This window comes from Streptomyces sp. NPDC002643, assembly GCF_053592555.1.
Window position 1 is genome coordinate 22,684 of the sequence record NZ_JBSFVY010000006.1, and the last position, 18,354, is coordinate 41,037.

Sequence of the window (18,354 nt, forward strand, 5' to 3'; positions counted from 1 at the left end):
CGCTAGGCGCGCTCCACCCCCGGCGCTTCTCGATTCCTGACCGGCTTGCGAACCGGCCCCGCCTCCGCCTTGCGAACCGGCCCCGCCTCCGCGCCCCTGGCCGGGGTGACCCTCACCGGCCGCGTCACCTGCCTCACCACGCATGACGGCATCCCCACGGTCGTACGCTCGGCCGCCTGACGCCGATAGACGCTGGGCGGCACCCCCACCAGCTCGGTGAACCGGCTGCTGAACGTGCCCAGCGACGAGCAGCCCACCGTGAAGCACACCTCGGTGACACTGAGGTCCCCGCGCCGCAGCAGGGCCATCGCCCGCTCTATGCGCCGCGTCATCAGATACGCGTACGGCGACTCCCCGTACGCCGCCCGGAACTGTCTGCTGAGGTGCCCCGCCGACATGTTCACCCCACGCGCCAGCGCCTCCACGTCCAGCGGTCGCGCGTACTCCCGGTCGATCCGGTCCCGTACCCGGCGCAACAGCACGAGATCCCGCAGATTCCGCTCTCCGGCGGTCCCGGAGGGTTTGGTGCCACTCACCTGGACATCCCTTCGCACGTGGTCCCACCCACCACTGTGCCGGACCCCACTGACAGCGGCCCGGGTCAGAAGTCGTACGGGCGGTCCGGGCTGGTCGGGGGGACGCCGGTGGTGAGGCGGCGGTAGGCCGCGCGGGCCTGGGCGAGGCGGGCGACCGTGGTGCCGGTGAGGGCGGCGGTCAGCAGGCAGGTCAGCCAGAAGGTGTCCCGGGGGCCGGCCCAGGTGAGCGTGCCCAGGGGCGGTATGGCGAAGCCGTTGAGGAAGAGCCAGCACAGGGCGGCCGTGCCGGGCGCGGCGGTGAAGCGGGCGTAGCGGCCGAGAGTCGCGGACAGCAGGGAGAGCGCGGCGAGGGCGAGGCCGGGGCTGTCCGTACCGACCAGGGCGTTGAGCGCGGCGACCAGCACCATCGCGCCGGCGCACGCCGAAGCCCACACCAGCGGCGTGGCCACGGGCTGGGGCACGGGCCGGGGTCCGGTGCCCCACGACACCCACTGGATCATGCCTGCGCCTCCTCGCGCTCCTCCCCGCCGCCCGACTCCTCGACAGCCGCGACGACGACGGGGACGTGGATTCTCCCACCCGGCCCCCAACCCCGCCCCCGCCAGCCGCTTTTCGGGCTCTCGTCCCGTTCGCCGGAGTCTCGTTAGGGTGGCACCGACCGCTGTTCGAAGAAATATCCGAATCGGACAGGACAGGGCGGGACAGAGCGGAAGAGGAGGGCAGTCGTGGGTGCTCCGCGTCTGAGTAGTACACCGTTGCCGGGGATCGGGGTGAGGTACGACCTCTCGACCCGGGAGCGGCGCCGTCTCTCGGTGGTGGCGCATCGGGACGGTACCCGCACACTGAGCGCCTACCGGGACGACGACCCGGACGCGTGCTCGATGTCGGTGCACCTGAGCGCGGGGGAGGCCGCCGCCGTCGTCGACGCGCTGATGCCGGACCACCACAGCCCCACCCTGCTGTCCACCACCGAACTGGGCCTGGTCGCCGAGCGGATCGAGCTGGCCTCGTCGTCGTACTGGAACGGGCGGGTGCTGGGCGACACCCGGATGCGTACGGAGACGGGCGCGTCCATCGTGGCCGTGCTGCGGCGGGCCGAGGCGATCCCCTCGCCGGCGCCGGACTTCCGGCTGGCCGGCGGTGACACGCTCATCGTGATCGGCACCCGCGAGGGTGTGGAGACCGCCGCGACGATACTCGGTCGGGAGTGAGCGGACCGATGCACCTCGCCGCACTCCTGCACACGTCCTCATCGGGCCCTCTCCTCACGCACCCCGCCTTCTCTCTGTCGGCGGAGTCCTCGGGGCACTCCTCCGCCGTCTTCCTGATCGAGTTCGGCGCGATCATCCTGGGCCTCGGGCTGCTGGGCCGGTTCGCCGGGCGGTTCCAGCTCTCGCCGATACCCCTCTATCTCCTCGCCGGGCTGGCCTTCGGCGAGGGCGGGCTGCTGCCGCTCGGCGCGAGCGAGGAGTTCGTGGCGATCGGCGCGGAGATCGGTGTGATCCTGCTGCTGCTCATGCTCGGCCTGGAGTACACCGCCACCGATCTGGTCTCCAACCTCAAGACGCAGTACCCGGCCGGTCTGGTCGACGGCGCGCTCAACGCGCTCCCGGGTGCCGCCATGGCCCTGCTGCTGGGCTGGGGCCCGGTCGCGGCGGTCGTCCTGGCCGGGGTCACCTGGATCTCCTCCTCCGGGGTCATCGCCAAGGTCCTCGGCGACCTCGGCCGCCTCGGCAACCGCGAGACCCCGGTCGTGCTGAGCATCCTGGTCCTGGAAGACCTCTCCATGGCCGTCTATCTGCCGATCGTCACCGCGCTGCTCGCCGGAGCGGGCCTGGCCGCGGGCAGCGTCACCCTCGCCATCGCGCTCGGCACCGCCGGGCTGGTCCTGCTGATCGCGGTCCGCCACGGCCGCCACATCTCCCGTTTCGTCTCCAGTGACGACCCCGAGAAACTGCTGCTCGTCGTGCTCGGCGTGACCCTCGTCGTCGCCGGGCTCGCCCAGCAGCTCCAGGTGTCGGCGGCCGTGGGGGCGTTCCTGGTGGGCATCGCGCTCTCCGGTGAGGTCGCCGAGGGCGCCCACAGTCTGCTGGCGCCGCTGCGGGACCTCTTCGCCGCCGTGTTCTTCGTCTTCTTCGGTCTGCACACCGACCCGGCGTCGATCCCTCCGGTCCTGGTGCCCGCCCTGGTCCTGGCCGTCGTCACCGCGTGCACGAAGATCGCCACCGGCTACTGGGCGGCCCGCCGGGCGGGCATCTCGGCCAAGGGCCGCTGGCGGGCGGGCGGCACGCTGGTCGCCCGTGGCGAGTTCTCCATCGTCATCGCGGGCCTCGCCGTCACCGCCGGCATCGAACCCTCCCTCGGCCCCCTGGCCACCGCCTACGTCCTCATCCTCGTCATCGTCGGCCCTCTGACCGCCCGCTGGACCGAGCCGGCGGCGATGTGGGCGACCGCGAAGCTGAGGGGCCGCGCGGGAGCCGCGCGGAAGAAGGGCGACTCCGCGGGGCAGGGTGCGCGGGTGGCGGACGGCGACCCGCTGGCCGGGACCGGGGACGGGCACGGGCCACGGGCACCCGAAGTCCCCGGCCCGCGCGAGGCCCTGGAACTGGACGAACAGGACGCGGGCGGCAGGGCGTAGGGGCGGCTGGGCACGGCCCCTCGCGCGGGGTGTGGGGGCGGCCAGGGGGGCTGGCGGCGGCCACCACCTCATGGCCGAGGGATACGGCGCCGCTCGCGCCCCCGCACCGGGTCACGGCCTCGCGTTCACCGAGCCGTGCCCGCCAACAGCCATCGCCGTACCGGCACTTCGAGCAGGACGCGGGTGTCGCCCGGCCGATGCGGGGCGGAGACGTCCCAGCCGTACTTCGCCGTGAACGCCTCCGTGACGTCCGCCGGGAACACTCCCCGGCGGACGATCGCGTCCCCCTCGGCCACCACCGGGAACCGGCCGTCCTCCAGCGCCAGCGACACCCGGGGGTCCTTCCCGGCATTGCGGACCTTGACCGAACTCCCGTCCGACCCGACCCACCACCGCCCCCGCAGAAAGACGAACCAGACCGGCGTCACATGCGGCGACCCGTCCGGCCGCACGGTGCACAGCCACACATTGGCCTCCCGCGCCAACCTCGCGCGAACCACGTCGGAGATCTCCTCCCCAGCCGGGTTCTCCTCCCCAGCCGGGTTCTCCACCGCCGCCGGGATCTCCACCCCGGCGGCAACCTCCAACCCACCGGCGGCCTTCTCCCCGGCGGCAAGCTCCACCACGTCGGCGGCCTTCTCCCCGGCGACGCACTCCACCACGTCAACGCCCTCCGCTCCAGCGGCTGCCGCCACCTCTGCGGCATCCCCCTCCAACTCGGCCCTCCCCTTCAAGACCGGCCCCCCTCCTCAAAGCTCGCGAAATAGGCCGCCGCCATGTCCTCGTCCCCATGCCCCTGGGCGGCGGCACGGTCGAAGCGGTCGGCGCTCGCCTCGGCGACGTCGAGGCGGATGCCGTGGCGGCGGCCGGCCTCGACGATCAGGTGGGCGTCCTTGGCGGCGGTGGTGACCGCGAAGGACGCGGGGGAGAGGCGGTCGTCGAGGACGAGCGCGGACTTGGCGCGGAGATAGCCCATGTCGAGGGGGCCGCCGTCGATGATGTCGAAGAAGGACCCCGGTTCGACACCGAGCGCCCGGGACAGGGCGAGCGCCTCACCGGCCGCGTTGGTGACGGCCAGCACCCAGCTGTTGGCGACCAGCTTCAGCCGGGTCGCGCTCCCGGCGCCGCCGTCCTCCCCCGTCCAGACGGTACGCACGCCCACCGCGTCGAAGACCGGCGTCACCCGCTCCCGCCCCTCGACCGGCCCCGCCGCCAGCACGGTCAACTGCCCCGCCTCCGCCGGCTGCCGGGTGCCGAGCACGGGCGCGTCGTAGAAGACCAGCCCGAACTCGCCCGCCATGTCCGCCAGTTCGGCGACACGCTCGACCCCGGCGGTGGTGCACTGCGCCCAGACCGCCCCGGAGGCCGGCCCCGGCGCCGCCGCCCGCATCACCTCCACCACGGCGGCCCCGTCGTACAGCATGGTCAGCACGACATCGGCGCCCCGCACCGCCTCCGCCGGGCTGTCGACGACCCGCGCGCCATCGGCGGCCAACGGTTCGGCCTTGGCCCGCGTACGGTTCCACGCCCGGACCGTATGCCCGGCCCGGACCAGGTTGCGGGCCATCGCGGCACCCATGATCCCGGTGCCCAGAACGCTCACGGTGAGCCTGTCGGCCATGACGTCACCTTCCTGCCGCGTACGCCTACGGTGCTTTGCCGACGCCAGTCTTCCAAGCCCCGGCACGAGCGCGCCGGGTACGACACCAAGGCCCGCTCACCGACACCCCCTCACCGACCGCCCCTCACCTCAACGGCACCGCCGCGAAGACATGCTCCTCCCACAGCCGGCGCGAGGCCTCCTCCGGATACGGCACCTCCGTCGGCGTCGTGTCGAACACCTTCGTGAGCCGGCGCTCGGGGTCGTACGGGGACCAGCCGGGGTCGCCGGTGGTGGCGAAGGCGGTCCAGGCGGTGCGGAAGTGCGCGGAGAGCGCCTCGGCCTCGGGACTGGGCCCGGCGCCGATGAGCCCCTGTCCGAGCCCGGCGTAGCAGCCGAAGACCAGCGGTACGTCCAGCCCGTGGCAGGCGCCGAGGAGACCGCCGGCGGTGGGCGCGGGCCAGGTGAGGTCGTACAGATACGCCCGTCCGCCGCCCGCCACCTGCGCCTCGGCGAGGTGGAGACTCGGCATGCGGAACAGCCAGTCGGAGTGGACGAGTTCGAAGAGCTTCTCGGCGGAGGCGCCGGGGTGGGCCGCGCGGTACGCCGTCTCACGTGCCGCGATGTCGTCGCCCGGCCCCATGGACCGCAGGGCCGCCGACGCCATGCCCGCGTCGATCCGGCCCAGCAGATCGGCGACGGCGACGAAGAGCCGGAACTCGTCCCGGTTGTGCCCGGCGATCAGCTCGATGTCCCGGGCCGCCCCGGCCGCCAGCGCCTCCCAGGGGGCGGTCGGCAGCACCTCGCCGTCCACGACGGGGGAGTACGGCGTCGGGGTGTGCTCCACAGGCCCCCACCGGTCGGCGTACTGGGCCATCCGGGCGCTCACCCCGGCACCGGCGGCGGTCAGCTTGTGCGGGTCGACACCGCGGAGGTCGGCGACCGTCGGCCGCAGCCCCACCTCGGCGGCCAGCACCGCCGCGACATCGGAGGCCAGCTCGGTGGAGAAGTACGTACCCGGCACGCTCTGGGCGATGGCCCGCCCGAAGAGGCCCCGGGCACGCTCCATCACCATCAGCGCCGCGATGGAACCGGCCCCCGCCGACTCCCCGAACACCGTCACCCGCCCCGGATCGCCCCCGAACGCGGCGATGTTGTCCCGCACCCACTCCAGCGCGGCGACCTGGTCGAGCAGTCCGCGATTGGCCGGGGCGCCCTCGATCTGCGCGAAACCCTCCATGCCGACGCGGTGGTTGAAGGTGACGAGGACGACGTTCCCGTCCTCGGCCAGCCGGCGGCCGTCGTACGCGGGGTCGTCGGCGGAGCCGAACTTGTAGGCGCCGCCGTAGATCCACACCATCACCGGGCGGCGGGCGGCCGGGTCGGTGTCCGGCGACCATACGTTCACGGTCAGCCAGTCGTCGCCGGTCAGCCGGTCCTGGGCGGGCCCCGGCCGGCCCAGCGGCTCCTGCGGGGGCGGCGGCCCGAACGCGTACGCCTCCCGCACCCCGTCCCAGCCCCGCGCCGGTCGCGGCGCCGCGAACCGCAGCTCGCCGACCGGCGCCTCGGCGAACGGAATCCCCCGGAACACGGCGAGCCCGGCCTCCCGCCGCCCCCGCACCACACCCGTCGCGATCCGGACCTCGGGAAACTCGACTGCGGACATCCATGGCTCCTTCACCGTGCGGACGCGACCCCGGAAACGTACGACAAGGTGCTTTAACTTTCTATAAACCCTTGTCGACCTGCCCTCAGCCTGTCCGCCGGCACCGCCGCCCGTCAGGACGGATTCCGGCCGCCTGCGAGCACCCGGTGGGCGGAGACGGCAACCCGCTCTTCGCTACCCGACCCGTACCGACTTCTCCACCGTCACCTGGTCGATGTCGGTGGTGCGGACCGTGAGCTTCATCGTCCATGTGCCGGCGAGCGGGATCTGGAGGGTGTCGGTGGCCCAGTAGCCGCCCCGGTTGGTGAGTTCGGCGTCGATCGGGCCGATCTTCCGCGACGTGAGCGTGAAGCTGAGCCGGAGTTCGGGGACGGTCGCGATGCCGTCGTCGGGGCCGAACACCACGGCCTGCACGGAGTTCTTGCCGACCTTGCCCGGACCGAGGTCGATCTGGACCTTGCCGTGGCCGTTCGGGGTGCCCACGTCGAACGGCACGACGGTCGAGGAGGCCGTGATCTCCCCGGCCCCCGCCGCCCCCGCGGACTCCTCGGCGATCTCCGCCGCCGCCCGGCCGGGCAGAGTTCCCGTCAACACCGTGGTGATCACCAGGATCACGACGGCGACGGTGAACTCGGCGAGCACGGAACGGCGCAGACCCAGACGGTGGGCGTCGGGCGCCGGGGCGGAGGTGGGTGTGGGTGTGGGTGTGGCTGCGGAGGCGGATGCGGAGGTGCAGCCGAGGTCGGTCGAGTCGTCGGAGGCCTTGGCAGCCGTGGGGCCTTCCGGGCCGCCCGAGCCGTCCACCCGGGCCGCGACTCCCACGGGCTCGGCCACCCGCACCGCCACCGCGTCCGAGGGTTCGACGGCGTCCCGCGACTCAGCGGCGACCACCGCCTCCGCCCTCTCGGCCCCCGCCACCAACCGAGCGGTCCACCGCCGCGAGAACCACGCCGCGACCAGCACCAACGCCACCGCCGCCAACTTGGCGACCAGGATCTCGCCGTACGCCGTGGACGTGACGGCGGACCAGGAGCCGAGGCCGCGCCAGGACTGGTAGACGCCGGTGACGACCAGGACGATCACGGAGGCGAAGGCCAACGGGGAGAAGCGGGCGACCATGGCGGCCGTCAGTGTCTCCGGGGCCCGGTACAGCACGGTGAGCAGCGCGGTGAGCCCCCCGAGCCACACCGCCATGGCCAGCAGATGCAGTACGGACGACGTCATCGCCACCGGCACCTGGATACCGGCCGACGCGTGCTCGGCGGCGGCCCACGTCCCGGCCAGCCCGACGCAGAGCACCACCCCGCCGACGACCGCCCAGGGCCGCCGACGCCCCTGCGGACCGGCCGAAGCCTCCGCCCCGGCCCGGGCCCCCGCAGTCGCAGCCCCTCGTACCCGTACGAGCAGGCCCCCCACCACCACGAGCAGCGCCAGCCTCGTCAGCAGGGCGAGACCCGGGCGGGTGGTGAGCGTGTCGCGGAGTACGGAGAGGTCGAGGACCGTGCCCGGCCCGGTGCCCCGTTCGTAGGGGCCCCTGAGCAGCAGCAGGACCGCCGAGGCGAGCAGCAGCGCCAGCCAGCCCGCGAGCAGCATCCGGCGCAGTGTCCCGCTCCAGCCGCCGAGTACGGCCGTCATGAAGACGGTCACGCCGATGAGCAGGGCGAGGGCGCCGTACGCGAAGTAGCGGGTGATGTCGTAGAGGGAGGCGGTGAGGGGGTCCTCGGTGAGGTCGGCGGGGAGGGGCGCGGTGGTCGCGGACGGCTCGCCGATCGAGAAGAGCAGGGCGCCGGAGATGGGATGGCTGTCCGCCGAGACGACCCGCCACGCGATCGTGTACGTGCCGTCGTCGAGCCCGGCGGGCAGGGTGACACGTGCCGTTTCGGCACGATCGCCCGCCCGCCCCGGTTTCCCGGTGTCGACCGCGCGGTTCTCGGGGTCGACGACGCGGATGGAGTCCTGGAGGAGGCTTACCGACTCGGTGAAGGTGAGGGTGATGTCGCGGGGAGCGGCGTCGAGGACGCTTCCGTCGGCGGGGTCGCTGCCCTTGAGCGCGGCGTGCGCGGACGCGCTCCCCGCCCCGCCGAGGAGGAGCAGGACCAGCACGGAGCCCAGCAGCACCAGGCGCTGAACCCCTCTGCGCCCGCCCCCGGAGCGGTGTCCGCGCCTGTCGATGGCCCCGCCGGTTCCGTCATCTCGCCGCTCGTCTCCGTCCCTGTACCTGCGTAGGCCCACGTCGCGCTCCGGTCCACTGTCGCCGGCTCTCGGATTCCTTCGAACAGGTACGGACGCCGCGAACCGCGCGTTCACCCGGCCCGGAACCGGTATGCGTCGCAACGCGGCGGCTCCGCTACGGCCTGCCCAACTCGGCGATCAGCTCCGCCCGTTCCGGATACCGAGCCGCCAACTCGCCGGCGTCCCCGTGCTCGTACCCCTCATAGGTGAACCCGGGCGCCATCGTGCACCCGAACAGCGTCCACGCCCCGGCATCGCCGCCGCCCAGTACCCGCGCCCCCATCCAGGTCCCGGCGGGCACCACGTACTGCACGTGCTGCCCGCCGAGCACGTCCGAGCCGAGGACGACGACCCGCGACGAGCCGTCCGGGGCCAGCAGCACCATCTGGAGCGGGTCGCCGAGGTAGTGGTGCCAGACCTCGTCGGTGGGCAGCCGGTGCAGCGCCGAGTAGTCGTCCGGCTCGGCGGTCAGCAGGGCGACGATCGCGGTCCCCTCGGGCCGCCCGTCCTCCCGCACCGGCCCCGCCCACATCTCACGGAACCGCCCGCCCTCACGGGGAATCGGCTCCAACTCGTAGTGCGCGATGAGATCTTCAGGAGTCACCCACCCGAGGCTACGCCGACGGCTACGAACCACGGGGCTACGTCCCTCGCCCGCTCCCTCCTACTCCCTCCTCAGAAACGCCAACCGGGCCCGCTTCTCCGGCAGATACACATCCGGCAGATCGATCTCCGGCAGCACGACCACCGGCCCGCTCTCGAAGCCCTGCCGCAGAAAGCGGGCGATCGCCCGCTCGTTCCGCTCGTCCGGATCGACGACCACCCGCCGCCGGCCCAGGCCGACCAGCACATACGAGGTGAAGGCCCCCAGCACCGAGGCCGACCACCCCGGCCGCCCGCCGCCCGCCCCCGGCGGAGCCAGCAGCACATGCACGCCGATGTCCCCGGGCTCGACCTCGTAGCACTCGCCGACCCGGTCCGCCTCCGGCTCGTACGTCTGCAGCAGGCCGACCGGTTCGCCGTCCCGCACCGCGAGATAGGCGTGGTGGGTGTCGAGGGTGTCCAGATGGGCGTAGATCTCCAGGACCCGTTCCCTGTCCAGCCCGTTCATGCCCCAGAACTCGGCACGCGGCTCGCTCACCCACCGGTGCACCACATCGACGTCCGCCTCCGGCAGCAGCGGCAGAATCCGCACGGCCCCGAACCCGTCGACGACCTGCTCGTACACGGCCTCCCGCCCGCCGTAGCCCTCGTCGTACGCCGCGTCGCGAACCTCAACGGACATGGCCCCGCTCCTCGTTGTCATCACCCATCACCTGCTCTTCTTCATCGTCTTCTTCATCCTTGGTGAGCCGGTCCCAGTCCGTGACGACGGGGGCGAGGTCTCCCTTGAGCCAGAGGGGGAGCTGATCGCGGTGATGGGGCGAACCGGGCACGCCGGACGCCCCGAACGGCACCACCCAGAGGCTGTCCTCGCGCCGGGCCAGATCCCAGACGTAACGGGCGGCGGGCCCCCGGGCGCTGAGGTCGGTGAGCCCGGGCACGGCGGACGTACAGAGCACACAGTCGTGATCACCGGCCAGCCCCGGCTCGTCGTACGGCTCCCCACCGGGGGCGTCGCCGAGCGCCCGCCACGGCGCCAGCCGATGCGCCTCGCCCCACGGCCGGAACTCCCCCTGCGCGGCCGCGTCCTCCACCGCCGCGCGTACGATCGCCGCCCGGTCGATCCCGTACAACTCCTCGGCCCTGAGCAGATGTTCGAGCGCGAAACCGATCCGGATGGTGAGCGACAGCCACGGCCGGAAGACCTCGGGATACTCCGGCGGCACGGCCAGCGCCGCGAACGCCGGCTCCACCGCCAGCCGCCGTACGACCGCCCCGCGCACCGCCGCGTACGACGCCGCCTCGGCGCTGTCGGCCGTCATCCGCCGGTCCCAGCGGAGGAGGCGGTCGCAGAGGTCGGCCGCGGCGGGGGTGAGAACGCGCGCGCGGGCCAAGCGTGCCACCTGGTCCAACAGGGGTCCGGCGGAGGCCAGATGGGTGTCCATGTGGATCGTGGGCATGTCCGGCGCGGACCACACCGGCTTCTCGTTCAGCAGTTCCCGGATGCGTTCGGCGCGGTGCGGCGGGGCGAACTCCACGCCGAGCGGGGTCGCCGGGCCACGCTGGTTCGCCATGACGGCGATCCCGTCCTCGACCGGCCCGTACGGCATCTCGTGCCAGCCCCGCCACTCGTGCCCCGGCTCCCAGGCGGCCACGACCCGCACCCGGTTCTCCGCGCTCCGCACGGGCACCCGCCCGGCCACCCGGTGCAGCAGCCCGCCCCTGGCATCCGCCGCCTGGACGACATTCACGGGCTCGGCCCACCGCTCGAACGCCCGCTCCACATCGGCGACTTCGCGGGCCCTGAGCAACGGGAGCAGCGCACTCAGCCCGAGGTCCCCGGTGACGCGCGGAGGATAACGAAGGCTGATGGGACCGGACCCGCCGACGACATCACCACGGCCCTGACCGTCATCGCCGCCCCCACCGCCCTCACGGCCACCGTCTCCATCACGGCCCCTGCCACCGCCGTCTGCATCCGCACCCTCCCCAACTCCCCCGATCACCACCGGCCCGCGCGGAGTCTCGATCACCTCCACCTCGACCGGTTCGCCCCCGGCGACCTCGATGACCTCCACATGCCGACGCACCGCCCGCCACACCCCATCGGGATCGAGCGCCTCGACAACGCGCTCCCCTCCGCCCCCAAAGAAGCCCTCGTCATCGCCCCGGGCGCTGGGCGCATCGTCTCCCCCCGACCGCCTCCTCGACCTCAACCGCTCCCGGTACAGGTCCTGGTAGTCGGCCATGGCGTTGGTGATCGCCCAGGCCACCTCCCCGGTGTGCCCGAAGTGGGCGATCCCCGGCAGGCCAGGCACCGCGAGGCCGATGACGTCGAACTCGGGGCAGGAGAGCCGTATCTGCTGATACACCCCGGGGTCCTCGATGAAGCGGTGCGGATCACCGGCGATGACGGCCCGCCCGGTGGTCGTACGGGCCCCGTCGACCAGCCAGCCGTTGCTGCCGGAGGTGCCGGGCCCGTCGGTGGCGAACAGCCCGACCGCGTCGGCGCCGAGATGCCGTACGACCTCCTCACGCCAGAGCTTCGCGGGGAACCCGGCGAACAGGATGTGCGTGGCCAGCCACACCCCGAGCGGATGCCAGGCCTCCCAGCGTCCGGCGGCGAGCCCGACCCGCTCGAACTCCGGTGCGCGCCGGGCCCCTTCGGCGAGCCCGTCGTTCACGCCCGCGACATACGCGCGGACCCACTCGGCGGTCTCCGGGTCCGTTCTCTCCAGCCGGTCGAAGCATCTTCGGGCCGTGTCCGCCAGCAGGGCCCGTCTCGCGAACCGGTCCCAGGGGAGGGCGTCCGCGCCGAGAAAGGACGCCGAGGTCCCCTGCACGCGGTGCCGTTCGACCTCCAGCTGCCAGGCCCGGTCGAGCGCGGTGACCCGCCCCTGCGCATGGGCGAGGGCGGGGGCGTCGGCTGCACGGAGGTGCGGAACGCCCCAGGCGTCCCGGTAAGTCCCCTCACTCACTCGCTGGCTGAAAGTAACCCCTTCAGCAGCCCTCTCCACACCCTCGAAAGCGCGCATCTCTCACACCCCACCCTTGATTTAGGTTAGCCTCACCTAAGAAATCTGTGGTGGAAGCGTACGCGAAGGGTGCAGAAGTCATGGGGCAGGGGCACGGTTGGGAGGGGGCGGTCCTCAAACTGCTCCGTGCGAAGGACTTCGTCCTCACGGTCACCGGTACAGAACCAGTCACCGATCACTACCGCCGGCTCCACTTCACCGACGGCGGCATGCTCGCCCTGACCGGGGTGCACCCGACGATGTGGGTACGACTCTGGTTCCGGGCCGCCGGCAAGCCGCACCAGCGCGCGTACACCCTGGTCGACCCCGACCCGGCGGCGGGGACGTTCAGCCTGGAGTTCGCCCTGCATGAGGGAACCGCCAGCGACTGGGCGCGCTCGGCGGGGCCCGGCGACACCATCGAGGCCACGGTCCACGGCACCGGCTTCACCGACCCCGACCCGTCCCCGTCCCACGTCCTGGCCATCGGCGACCCCGCCTCGCTCCCCGCGATCAACTCCCTCCTGGGCGCGCTCCCGTCATCCCCCGCGACGATCTGGTTCGAGACCCACGAGACCCACACCACCGACGGCCTCCCCCTCCGCCTCGACCCCGCCCGCCACGACCTCCGCCCGATCCCCCGCGAGAACGCCGGCGCCCGCCTCGTCACCCAGGTGAAGCAGGACGCCCCACCCCTCCTCGCCAACACCCCGAACCCCTACATCTGGATCACCTGCGACACCACAACCACCCGCACCCTCACCACATACTTCCGCAAAGAGCTAAACCTCCCGAAGCACCGCATACACGCCCTCGGCTACTGGCGGCCATAGCAGAACCAAGGAGTACGGGGAGGACCCGGCACACTCACAACCACCGCCTCACGCCCCGACACCGGGCCGAGCCGACCTGGACCGACGGCGGCCCGGGGCCGCGCCCATCCGGGCCGGGGCCGCGCCGCACCAGGGGCCCGGCCGGGCCATGCCACCGGGGCCGCGCCGCACCGCGCCGAGCCTGGTCGCAGGGCCGAGGCTGCACCGTGCCAGTCCAGGGCGGAGAGGCGCCGGGCCGCCGTCGGAGCACGCCGCGCCGCGCCAAGCAGCATCGGGCCCGGCCTCGGCCATGGCGCCCCGGCCCGGGGCTGCGCCGGGTCGGGTGGCGCGGGATCATCGGGGCCATGGATGTCACCCTTCATCTCGCTCAGGACCCCGAGGCCGACGAGCTTCTCGGGCGTAGTCCGCTCGCCGCGCTGGTCGGCATGCTGCTGGACCAGCAGGTGCCGATGGAGTGGGCGTTCAAGGGCCCCCGGACCATCGCCGAGCGGCTCGGCGCGGACGACCTCGACGCCCACGAGATCGCCGCGATGGACCCGGAGGCCTTCGTCGCGGTGCTGTCGACCAAACCGGCCGTGCACCGCTACCCCGGCTCCATGGCCAAGCGCATCCAGCAGCTCTGCCAGTACCTCGTCGAGCACCACGACGGCGACGCGAGCGCGGTCTGGCAGGACGTGACCACCGGCAAGGAACTCCTGACCCGCCTGGAGTCCCTGCCCGGCTTCGGCCGCCAGAAGGCCCAGATCTTCCTCGCCCTCCTCGGCAAACAGCTCGGCGTCCACCCCGAGGGCTGGCGCGAGGCCGCCGGCGCCTACGGCGAACCCGACTCCTTCCGCTCCGTCGCCGACATCAGGGGCCCCGAGTCCCTGGCCAAGGTCCGCGCCCACAAACAGGAGATGAAGGCCGCCGCCAAGGCGGCCAAGGCCGCGAAGACCTCCGGCCGGTAACAGCCGATCGCCCACAGGCCCCCAGCCGATGGCAGCCGGCCGATCGCGAGCCTCCGGCCCCTGGCCCAGCCGACCGACCGCCCATCTCCGGCCGCTGACCCAGACGACCAACCGCCAGCCACCGGCCGCCAACACAGCCGACGACCACACGCCTCCGGCACACAGCCCCGCCGGCGGCCGACGCCACGCGCGTGTCCGCCGACCAGTCCGACAGTTCCGGTCCGACAGTTCGTTCCGACAGTTCCGTTCCCTACGCCGTGTGGGCGGATCTCGTACCCCCGCGATGCTCCACCGCCCTCCAGCGGGGAAACGACCCCCGTGAGCACCACCCCGTTCCGCACGTGGGCCTGGTCCCGGACCCTGTCCTGGACCAGGGTGCTCGCCCTGACCCTGGCCCTGCTCGTCCCGGGCGCCCACGGCACGGCCCACGCCGGACCGGCGGTCACGGTGTCGAGCGAGTCGGCCGCCGTCGAGTACGACCTCGTCGAGAGCGCGCCCCGCCCGGACCCAACGGCACGCCGAGCCACCTCCCCGGCCACCCCGCCCCCACCCCGGGCGGCGGTTCACCCCCTCCCCGTACGGCCGTACCCCCGGCCCCCTTACCTCCCGCACCCCCTGCGCTGCGTGGTCCTGCGCTGCTGAGGAAGCCCCGGCTCACCTCACCCATCGATTCGACCAGCACAGAACAGGACCCACACATGCCCAGCGACCCCTACACGGTCCTGCGCGCCCTCCTCCGCGCGGAGGCCGCACGCACCGCACCCAAGCCGAACCCCGAACAGCCCCCCGAGCCCGGCCGGAAGCCGACCACCGGCGACCGCCAGCCGCCGCCCCACCCGGAACGCGACTGACCCACAGCCGACTTACCATCGGCCCACCCACCACTGGCCCACGGTCAGCACATGACCGGCACACGACCGGCGCGCGCCCTGGAGCCGACCCGCTCCAGGGCGCCCCCTTTCGAGCGAATCAGCCGTACGGCCCCCGGCCGTCATCCGAACCGTCGTCAATTCGTGCTCGTGATCACTCGTCACGCCACACCCCATCGCGCCATCACTCGTCACGCGATCACGCCCTCACCCGTCACACCGGCCCCCGTTCACGTTTTCGACGCCTCGGATTGCCGTGCCCGAACCGTGGGCGACACCGCCCGCCACCCCTCGGCACCCTCCGGACGGAACACCCGACCGCCCCCACCCGCCACCGAATTCACACCCTTCGCCCGATTCAAGGCACCCTTCCGGGGTCGCACTCCGTCGCCATGGCTGCGCCCGGAACGTCTCGACCGGTAGGCTTTCCGTGTGATCTTCAAGCGCATCGGAAACGGCCGGCCGTACCCCGACCACGGCCGGGAAAGCACCCGGCAGTGGGCGGACGTCGCGCCGCGCCCGGTCCGCCTCGATCAGCTCGTGACGACCAAGGGGCAGCTCGATCTGGAGACCCTCCTCGCCGAGGACTCCACGTTCTACGGCGACCTCTTCGCGCACGTGGTGAAGTGGCAGGGCGACCTGTATCTGGAGGACGGCCTCCACCGAGCCGTACGAGCCGCACTACAGCAACGCCAGGTCCTCCACGCCCGCGTCCTCGAACTGGACTGAGCGCGGACGACCGCACCGTAACCGTAGAGGGCCGGGCACCGAACACCCCCGCCCCCCACCCTCCCGCCGACCGTTCACCGGTTGGCCCTTTCGGGTTGGTCCGCAGCGCGGTGAATGATCATCTAGTAGGCATCGCCGCCCCACCGCACTAGGCTGCGCCCATGAGCATGCTGACTCCTCCCGGCATGGGCGGCCAGTACCGGATCACGGGGGACAAGTACCCGAGGCTGCGCCGACCGAAGAGGCGCCGCAGGCTCGTGCTCGCGGTCGTGGCGTCCGCGACCGCGCTGGGCCTGGCCGGCTGGGGAACACTGCAGCTCATCGATGTCTTCACCGGCGGCGACGACAAGGCCGCCGCAGCCGGCCCCAAGGCGGACTGCGCGACCCGGGTGAGCGCTTCCCCGACGCCGGCCAAGGCGTCCGGCACCACCTACCCGGCCCCCGCGAAGATCACCGTCAACGTCCTCAACGCCACGCCCCGCGCCGGGCTCGCCAAGGACACCGCCGACGAGCTGAAGAAGCGCGGCTTCCGCATCGGGAACGTGGGCAACGCGACCCCGGAGTACGACAAGAAGGTCAAGGCCCCCGCGCTGCTGCTCGGCGCGAAGACCGCCGAGAAGACGGCCCTGGCGGTCCTCGCCACCCAGATCACCGGCGCCCAGCTGAAGACCGATACCCGCACCAAGCCCGCCGAGGTCGACTTCGTCATCGGCACCGGCTTCAAGTCCCTCAGCTCCGCCAAGGAAGCCGAGAACGCCCTGGACGCTCTGACCAGCCCGGACCCGACCCCGAAGCCGACGAAGACCTGCTGACCGGCCGAGGGTGTTCGGGTCTGTCGCGGTAACCGGGGGGCGTGCGGGCTGTCGCGGTAGCCGAGATCTTCGCGGTAACCAGAGGCTGTGCGGCGCTGTTGCGGTGAGAGGCGGCAGTGGCGTCACACGGGCACCAGCGCGGGTGAGCATGGTGAGCACCGGCGCGGGAACGGGGCCGGGCTGAGGGCCGTCGCGGCAGCAGGCGTGCGGGGGCTCGGGCGGCCGTAACCGCCGACGACCCCCACCCGGCGACCTCGCCCACGCAACACCCCCCGGTGGGCATCCACCCGCCGACTCTCGTCAACGACCCGCCGGCATCCCTCAACCCTCGGTGCTGCTCAGCCGCGCCGTACTCGGCCGTGGTGCTACTCGGCCGCGCCGTACAGACGGTCGCCCGCGTCTCCCAGACCCGGGACGATGTAGCCGTGCTCGTTGAGCCGCTCGTCGATGGCGGCGGTCACGACGGTCACCGGGGTGCCCGCCAGTTCGCGCTCCATGACCTCGACGCCCTCGGGAGCGGCGAGGAGGACCACGGCGGTCACGTCGTCGGCGCCACGGGCAATCAGCTCACGGATCGCGGCGACCAGGGTGCCGCCCGTGGCCAGCATCGGGTCGAGGACGTACACCTGGCGCCCGGAGAGGTCCTCGGGCATACGCGTGGCGTACGTGGAGGCCTCCAGCGTCTCCTCGTTGCGGATCATGCCCAGGAAGCCCACCTCGGCGGTCGGCAGCAGCCGGACCATGCCGTCCAGCATGCCGAGACCGGCCCGCAGGATCGGCACGACCAGCGGGCGCGGGTGGGAGAGCTTGACGCCGGTGGTACGGGCGACCGGCGTCTCGATGTCGACCTGCTCGGTGCGCACGTCACGGGTGGCCTCGTAGGCGAGCAGGGTGACCAGCTCGTCGGCGAGACGGCGGAAGGTCGGGGAGTCGGTGCGCTGGTCGCGCAGCGTGGTGAGCTTGTGGGCGACCAGAGGGTGGTCGACGACGTGGAGACGCATGACCCCAACAGTAACCGGGGCCACACCCGCCCCCTCCGCCCCCGCCCCCTCTGCTCCCGCCTCTCCGCACCCGCCCCGCCGGGCCGGGAACCCCCGTGCCCGCCCCTCCGTGCCCGGACCCCCTCTTGACCCGCCCGATGGCATCAAACGCCCCACCGGAGGGAAAGTGGGAATGACGTACCGGGGGTGAAGCCGATGGCAGACACGACGGACAGCTCTTCCCGCACGCCGGGGGAGCGCGGACCGGATCAGGAGCCGGCGGACGACCAGAGCGACGCCGCCGCCCGCCGACGCCGCCGGGCCCAGTTCCTCCGCGAACTGACCGAGGCCCGCGAACTCCGCGCCCGAGTCCAGCCCCGCCGAGCCAAGGCAGCCCGCCTGCGCCACGCCATGCGCATGCGCACGTTCCGCTGGTAACCACCGGGTGCGCGGCGCGCCCCTGAAGGGGCGCGGGGCTGTATCGATCTGCGGCTCCGCCGCGCGGGCGCGACAAGCCACGACGACACCGAACCCGAACGCCAACACACCGGAACCGCCCGGGCTCATAGGCGAACAACCCGAGCCGGAACACAGAAAACCCTCTTCACCCCGGCCCCCATGGCGCATTCCCGGCGGCCCAGCGCACCGTTCGCGGGGTGGTCGTGCGTACCCCGTCAGAAACTCCGCGTACGATCCGCTCGTGGCGGCAACAGGTGCGCAGGTGAACGGCGGACCGACCGGCGATCAAAACAGCCGGACACAGGGAGCGGAAGACGTCCCCTGAGCGCTTTGTTTCTGCCACGATTCCGAGTGGGTGGGGCTCGGAGCGCAAGCCGCCCCACCCATCAGCCTCCGCCGGGGGGACCCCCAACCGGCACGCCTATGACCAGTGGGA

At 72.7% G+C, this 18,354-nt stretch carries 19 protein-coding genes; 9 read left to right on the forward strand and 10 right to left on the reverse strand.

Features of this window, described 5'->3' with window-relative positions:
- Positions 1 to 2 precede the first annotated feature (2 nt).
- Together ACWD4G_RS10745 and ACWD4G_RS10750 are read right to left on the reverse strand one after the other, a co-directional pair.
- A complete protein-coding gene (locus ACWD4G_RS10745) occupies positions 3 to 536 on the reverse strand; it encodes a helix-turn-helix transcriptional regulator (protein ID WP_451292336.1) in 534 nt (177 codons plus the stop codon).
- A gap of 65 nt (positions 537 to 601) precedes the next feature.
- Positions 602 to 1,036 (reverse strand): hypothetical protein, encoded by a 435-nt coding sequence (locus ACWD4G_RS10750; protein WP_451292337.1) that lies wholly within the window; start codon positions 1,034 to 1,036, stop codon positions 602 to 604.
- A gap of 225 nt (positions 1,037 to 1,261) precedes the next feature.
- Here ACWD4G_RS10750 and ACWD4G_RS10755 point away from each other — a divergent pair, with 225 nt between their 5' ends.
- Complete coding sequence (locus ACWD4G_RS10755; protein ID WP_451292338.1) at positions 1,262 to 1,747, forward strand: cation:proton antiporter regulatory subunit; 486 nt, start codon at positions 1,262 to 1,264, stop codon at positions 1,745 to 1,747.
- Between the two features lie 8 nt (positions 1,748 to 1,755).
- Positions 1,756 to 3,174 (forward strand): cation:proton antiporter, encoded by a 1,419-nt coding sequence (locus ACWD4G_RS10760; protein ID WP_451292634.1) that lies wholly within the window; start codon positions 1,756 to 1,758, stop codon positions 3,172 to 3,174.
- A 125-nt stretch (positions 3,175 to 3,299) separates the two neighbouring features.
- Here the strand turns inward: ACWD4G_RS10760 and ACWD4G_RS10765 are convergent, their stop codons facing one another.
- The 7 genes from ACWD4G_RS10765 to ACWD4G_RS10795 all read right to left on the reverse strand — a co-directional run bounded on the left by ACWD4G_RS10765 (position 3,300) and on the right by ACWD4G_RS10795 (position 12,253).
- On the reverse strand, positions 3,300 to 3,908 hold the full coding sequence (locus ACWD4G_RS10765) for a pyridoxamine 5'-phosphate oxidase family protein (RefSeq protein WP_451292339.1): 609 nt from the start codon (positions 3,906 to 3,908) through the stop codon (positions 3,300 to 3,302).
- Positions 3,905 to 4,795 (reverse strand): NAD(P)-dependent oxidoreductase, encoded by an 891-nt coding sequence (locus tag ACWD4G_RS10770; protein ID WP_451292340.1) that lies wholly within the window; start codon positions 4,793 to 4,795, stop codon positions 3,905 to 3,907. The genes ACWD4G_RS10765 and ACWD4G_RS10770 overlap by 4 nt, the downstream gene beginning before the upstream one ends.
- A gap of 124 nt (positions 4,796 to 4,919) precedes the next feature.
- A complete protein-coding gene (locus ACWD4G_RS10775; protein WP_451292341.1) occupies positions 4,920 to 6,440 on the reverse strand; it encodes a carboxylesterase/lipase family protein in 1,521 nt (506 codons plus the stop codon).
- A gap of 174 nt (positions 6,441 to 6,614) precedes the next feature.
- The gene (locus tag ACWD4G_RS10780) at positions 6,615 to 8,558 is read right to left on the reverse strand and encodes a copper resistance CopC/CopD family protein (RefSeq protein ID WP_451292342.1); all 1,944 of its coding nucleotides are present in this window, start codon (positions 8,556 to 8,558) and stop codon (positions 6,615 to 6,617) included.
- 229 nt (positions 8,559 to 8,787) lie between these two features.
- Positions 8,788 to 9,276, reverse strand: a complete 489-nt coding sequence (locus ACWD4G_RS10785) for a cupin domain-containing protein (RefSeq protein ID WP_451292343.1) — start codon at positions 9,274 to 9,276, stop codon at positions 8,788 to 8,790.
- A gap of 60 nt (positions 9,277 to 9,336) precedes the next feature.
- On the reverse strand, positions 9,337 to 9,957 hold the full coding sequence (locus ACWD4G_RS10790) for a GNAT family N-acetyltransferase (protein ID WP_451292344.1): 621 nt from the start codon (positions 9,955 to 9,957) through the stop codon (positions 9,337 to 9,339).
- Entirely contained in the window at positions 9,947 to 12,253 is a 2,307-nt protein-coding gene (locus ACWD4G_RS10795; protein ID WP_451292345.1) for a penicillin acylase family protein, read from the reverse strand. Before ACWD4G_RS10795 ends, ACWD4G_RS10790 begins: the two co-directional genes overlap by 11 nt.
- 137 nt (positions 12,254 to 12,390) lie before the next feature.
- On the opposite strand from ACWD4G_RS10795, the gene ACWD4G_RS10800 reads away from it, so the two are divergent.
- From ACWD4G_RS10800 to ACWD4G_RS10825, 6 genes are all read left to right on the forward strand, one after another.
- Positions 12,391 to 13,122, forward strand: a complete 732-nt coding sequence (locus tag ACWD4G_RS10800) for a siderophore-interacting protein (RefSeq protein ID WP_451292346.1) — start codon at positions 12,391 to 12,393, stop codon at positions 13,120 to 13,122.
- A gap of 344 nt (positions 13,123 to 13,466) precedes the next feature.
- Positions 13,467 to 14,069, forward strand: a complete 603-nt coding sequence (locus ACWD4G_RS10805; RefSeq protein ID WP_451292347.1) for an HhH-GPD-type base excision DNA repair protein — start codon at positions 13,467 to 13,469, stop codon at positions 14,067 to 14,069.
- 318 nt (positions 14,070 to 14,387) lie between these two features.
- Positions 14,388 to 14,711 (forward strand): hypothetical protein, encoded by a 324-nt coding sequence (locus tag ACWD4G_RS10810; protein WP_451292348.1) that lies wholly within the window; start codon positions 14,388 to 14,390, stop codon positions 14,709 to 14,711.
- 56 nt (positions 14,712 to 14,767) lie between these two features.
- On the forward strand, positions 14,768 to 14,920 hold the full coding sequence (locus ACWD4G_RS10815; RefSeq protein ID WP_451292349.1) for a hypothetical protein: 153 nt from the start codon (positions 14,768 to 14,770) through the stop codon (positions 14,918 to 14,920).
- Positions 14,921 to 15,370: 450 nt separating this feature from the next.
- Positions 15,371 to 15,667, forward strand: coding sequence for a type II toxin-antitoxin system VapB family antitoxin (locus ACWD4G_RS10820; protein WP_003999914.1), 297 nt, complete (start codon positions 15,371 to 15,373; stop codon positions 15,665 to 15,667).
- Positions 15,668 to 15,828: 161 nt separating this feature from the next.
- Positions 15,829 to 16,479, forward strand: a complete 651-nt coding sequence (locus ACWD4G_RS10825) for a LytR C-terminal domain-containing protein (RefSeq protein ID WP_451292350.1) — start codon at positions 15,829 to 15,831, stop codon at positions 16,477 to 16,479.
- A 365-nt stretch (positions 16,480 to 16,844) separates the two neighbouring features.
- Here ACWD4G_RS10825 and upp read toward each other — a convergent pair whose 3' ends face one another.
- A complete protein-coding gene (upp, locus tag ACWD4G_RS10830; RefSeq protein ID WP_451292351.1) occupies positions 16,845 to 17,480 on the reverse strand; it encodes a uracil phosphoribosyltransferase in 636 nt (211 codons plus the stop codon).
- Positions 17,481 to 17,675: 195 nt separating this feature from the next.
- Between upp and ACWD4G_RS10835 the strand changes: the two genes are divergently transcribed.
- The gene (locus tag ACWD4G_RS10835) at positions 17,676 to 17,897 is read left to right on the forward strand and encodes a hypothetical protein (protein WP_451292352.1); all 222 of its coding nucleotides are present in this window, start codon (positions 17,676 to 17,678) and stop codon (positions 17,895 to 17,897) included.
- The last annotated feature ends 457 nt before the right edge of the window (positions 17,898 to 18,354 follow it).

Excerpts from the sequence above, each read along its gene's own strand:
- ACWD4G_RS10805 (WP_451292347.1), top strand. The coding sequence starts at position 13,467 with ATGGATGTCACCCTTCATCTCGCTCAGGACCCCGAGGCCGACGAGCTT.
- ACWD4G_RS10760 (WP_451292634.1), top strand. The coding sequence starts at position 1,756 with ATGCACCTCGCCGCACTCCTGCACACGTCCTCATCGGGCCCTCTCCTC.
- ACWD4G_RS10750 (WP_451292337.1), bottom strand. The coding sequence starts at position 1,036 with ATGATCCAGTGGGTGTCGTGGGGCACCGGACCCCGGCCCGTGCCCCAG.
- ACWD4G_RS10815 (WP_451292349.1), top strand. The coding sequence starts at position 14,768 with ATGCCCAGCGACCCCTACACGGTCCTGCGCGCCCTCCTCCGCGCGGAG.
- ACWD4G_RS10835 (WP_451292352.1), top strand. The coding sequence starts at position 17,676 with ATGGCAGACACGACGGACAGCTCTTCCCGCACGCCGGGGGAGCGCGGA.
- ACWD4G_RS10790 (WP_451292344.1), bottom strand. The coding sequence starts at position 9,957 with ATGTCCGTTGAGGTTCGCGACGCGGCGTACGACGAGGGCTACGGCGGG.
- ACWD4G_RS10770 (WP_451292340.1), bottom strand. The coding sequence starts at position 4,795 with ATGGCCGACAGGCTCACCGTGAGCGTTCTGGGCACCGGGATCATGGGT.
- upp (WP_451292351.1), bottom strand. The coding sequence starts at position 17,480 with ATGCGTCTCCACGTCGTCGACCACCCTCTGGTCGCCCACAAGCTCACC.
- ACWD4G_RS10775 (WP_451292341.1), bottom strand. The coding sequence starts at position 6,440 with ATGTCCGCAGTCGAGTTTCCCGAGGTCCGGATCGCGACGGGTGTGGTG.
- ACWD4G_RS10825 (WP_451292350.1), top strand. The coding sequence starts at position 15,829 with ATGAGCATGCTGACTCCTCCCGGCATGGGCGGCCAGTACCGGATCACG.
- ACWD4G_RS10800 (WP_451292346.1), top strand. The coding sequence starts at position 12,391 with ATGGGGCAGGGGCACGGTTGGGAGGGGGCGGTCCTCAAACTGCTCCGT.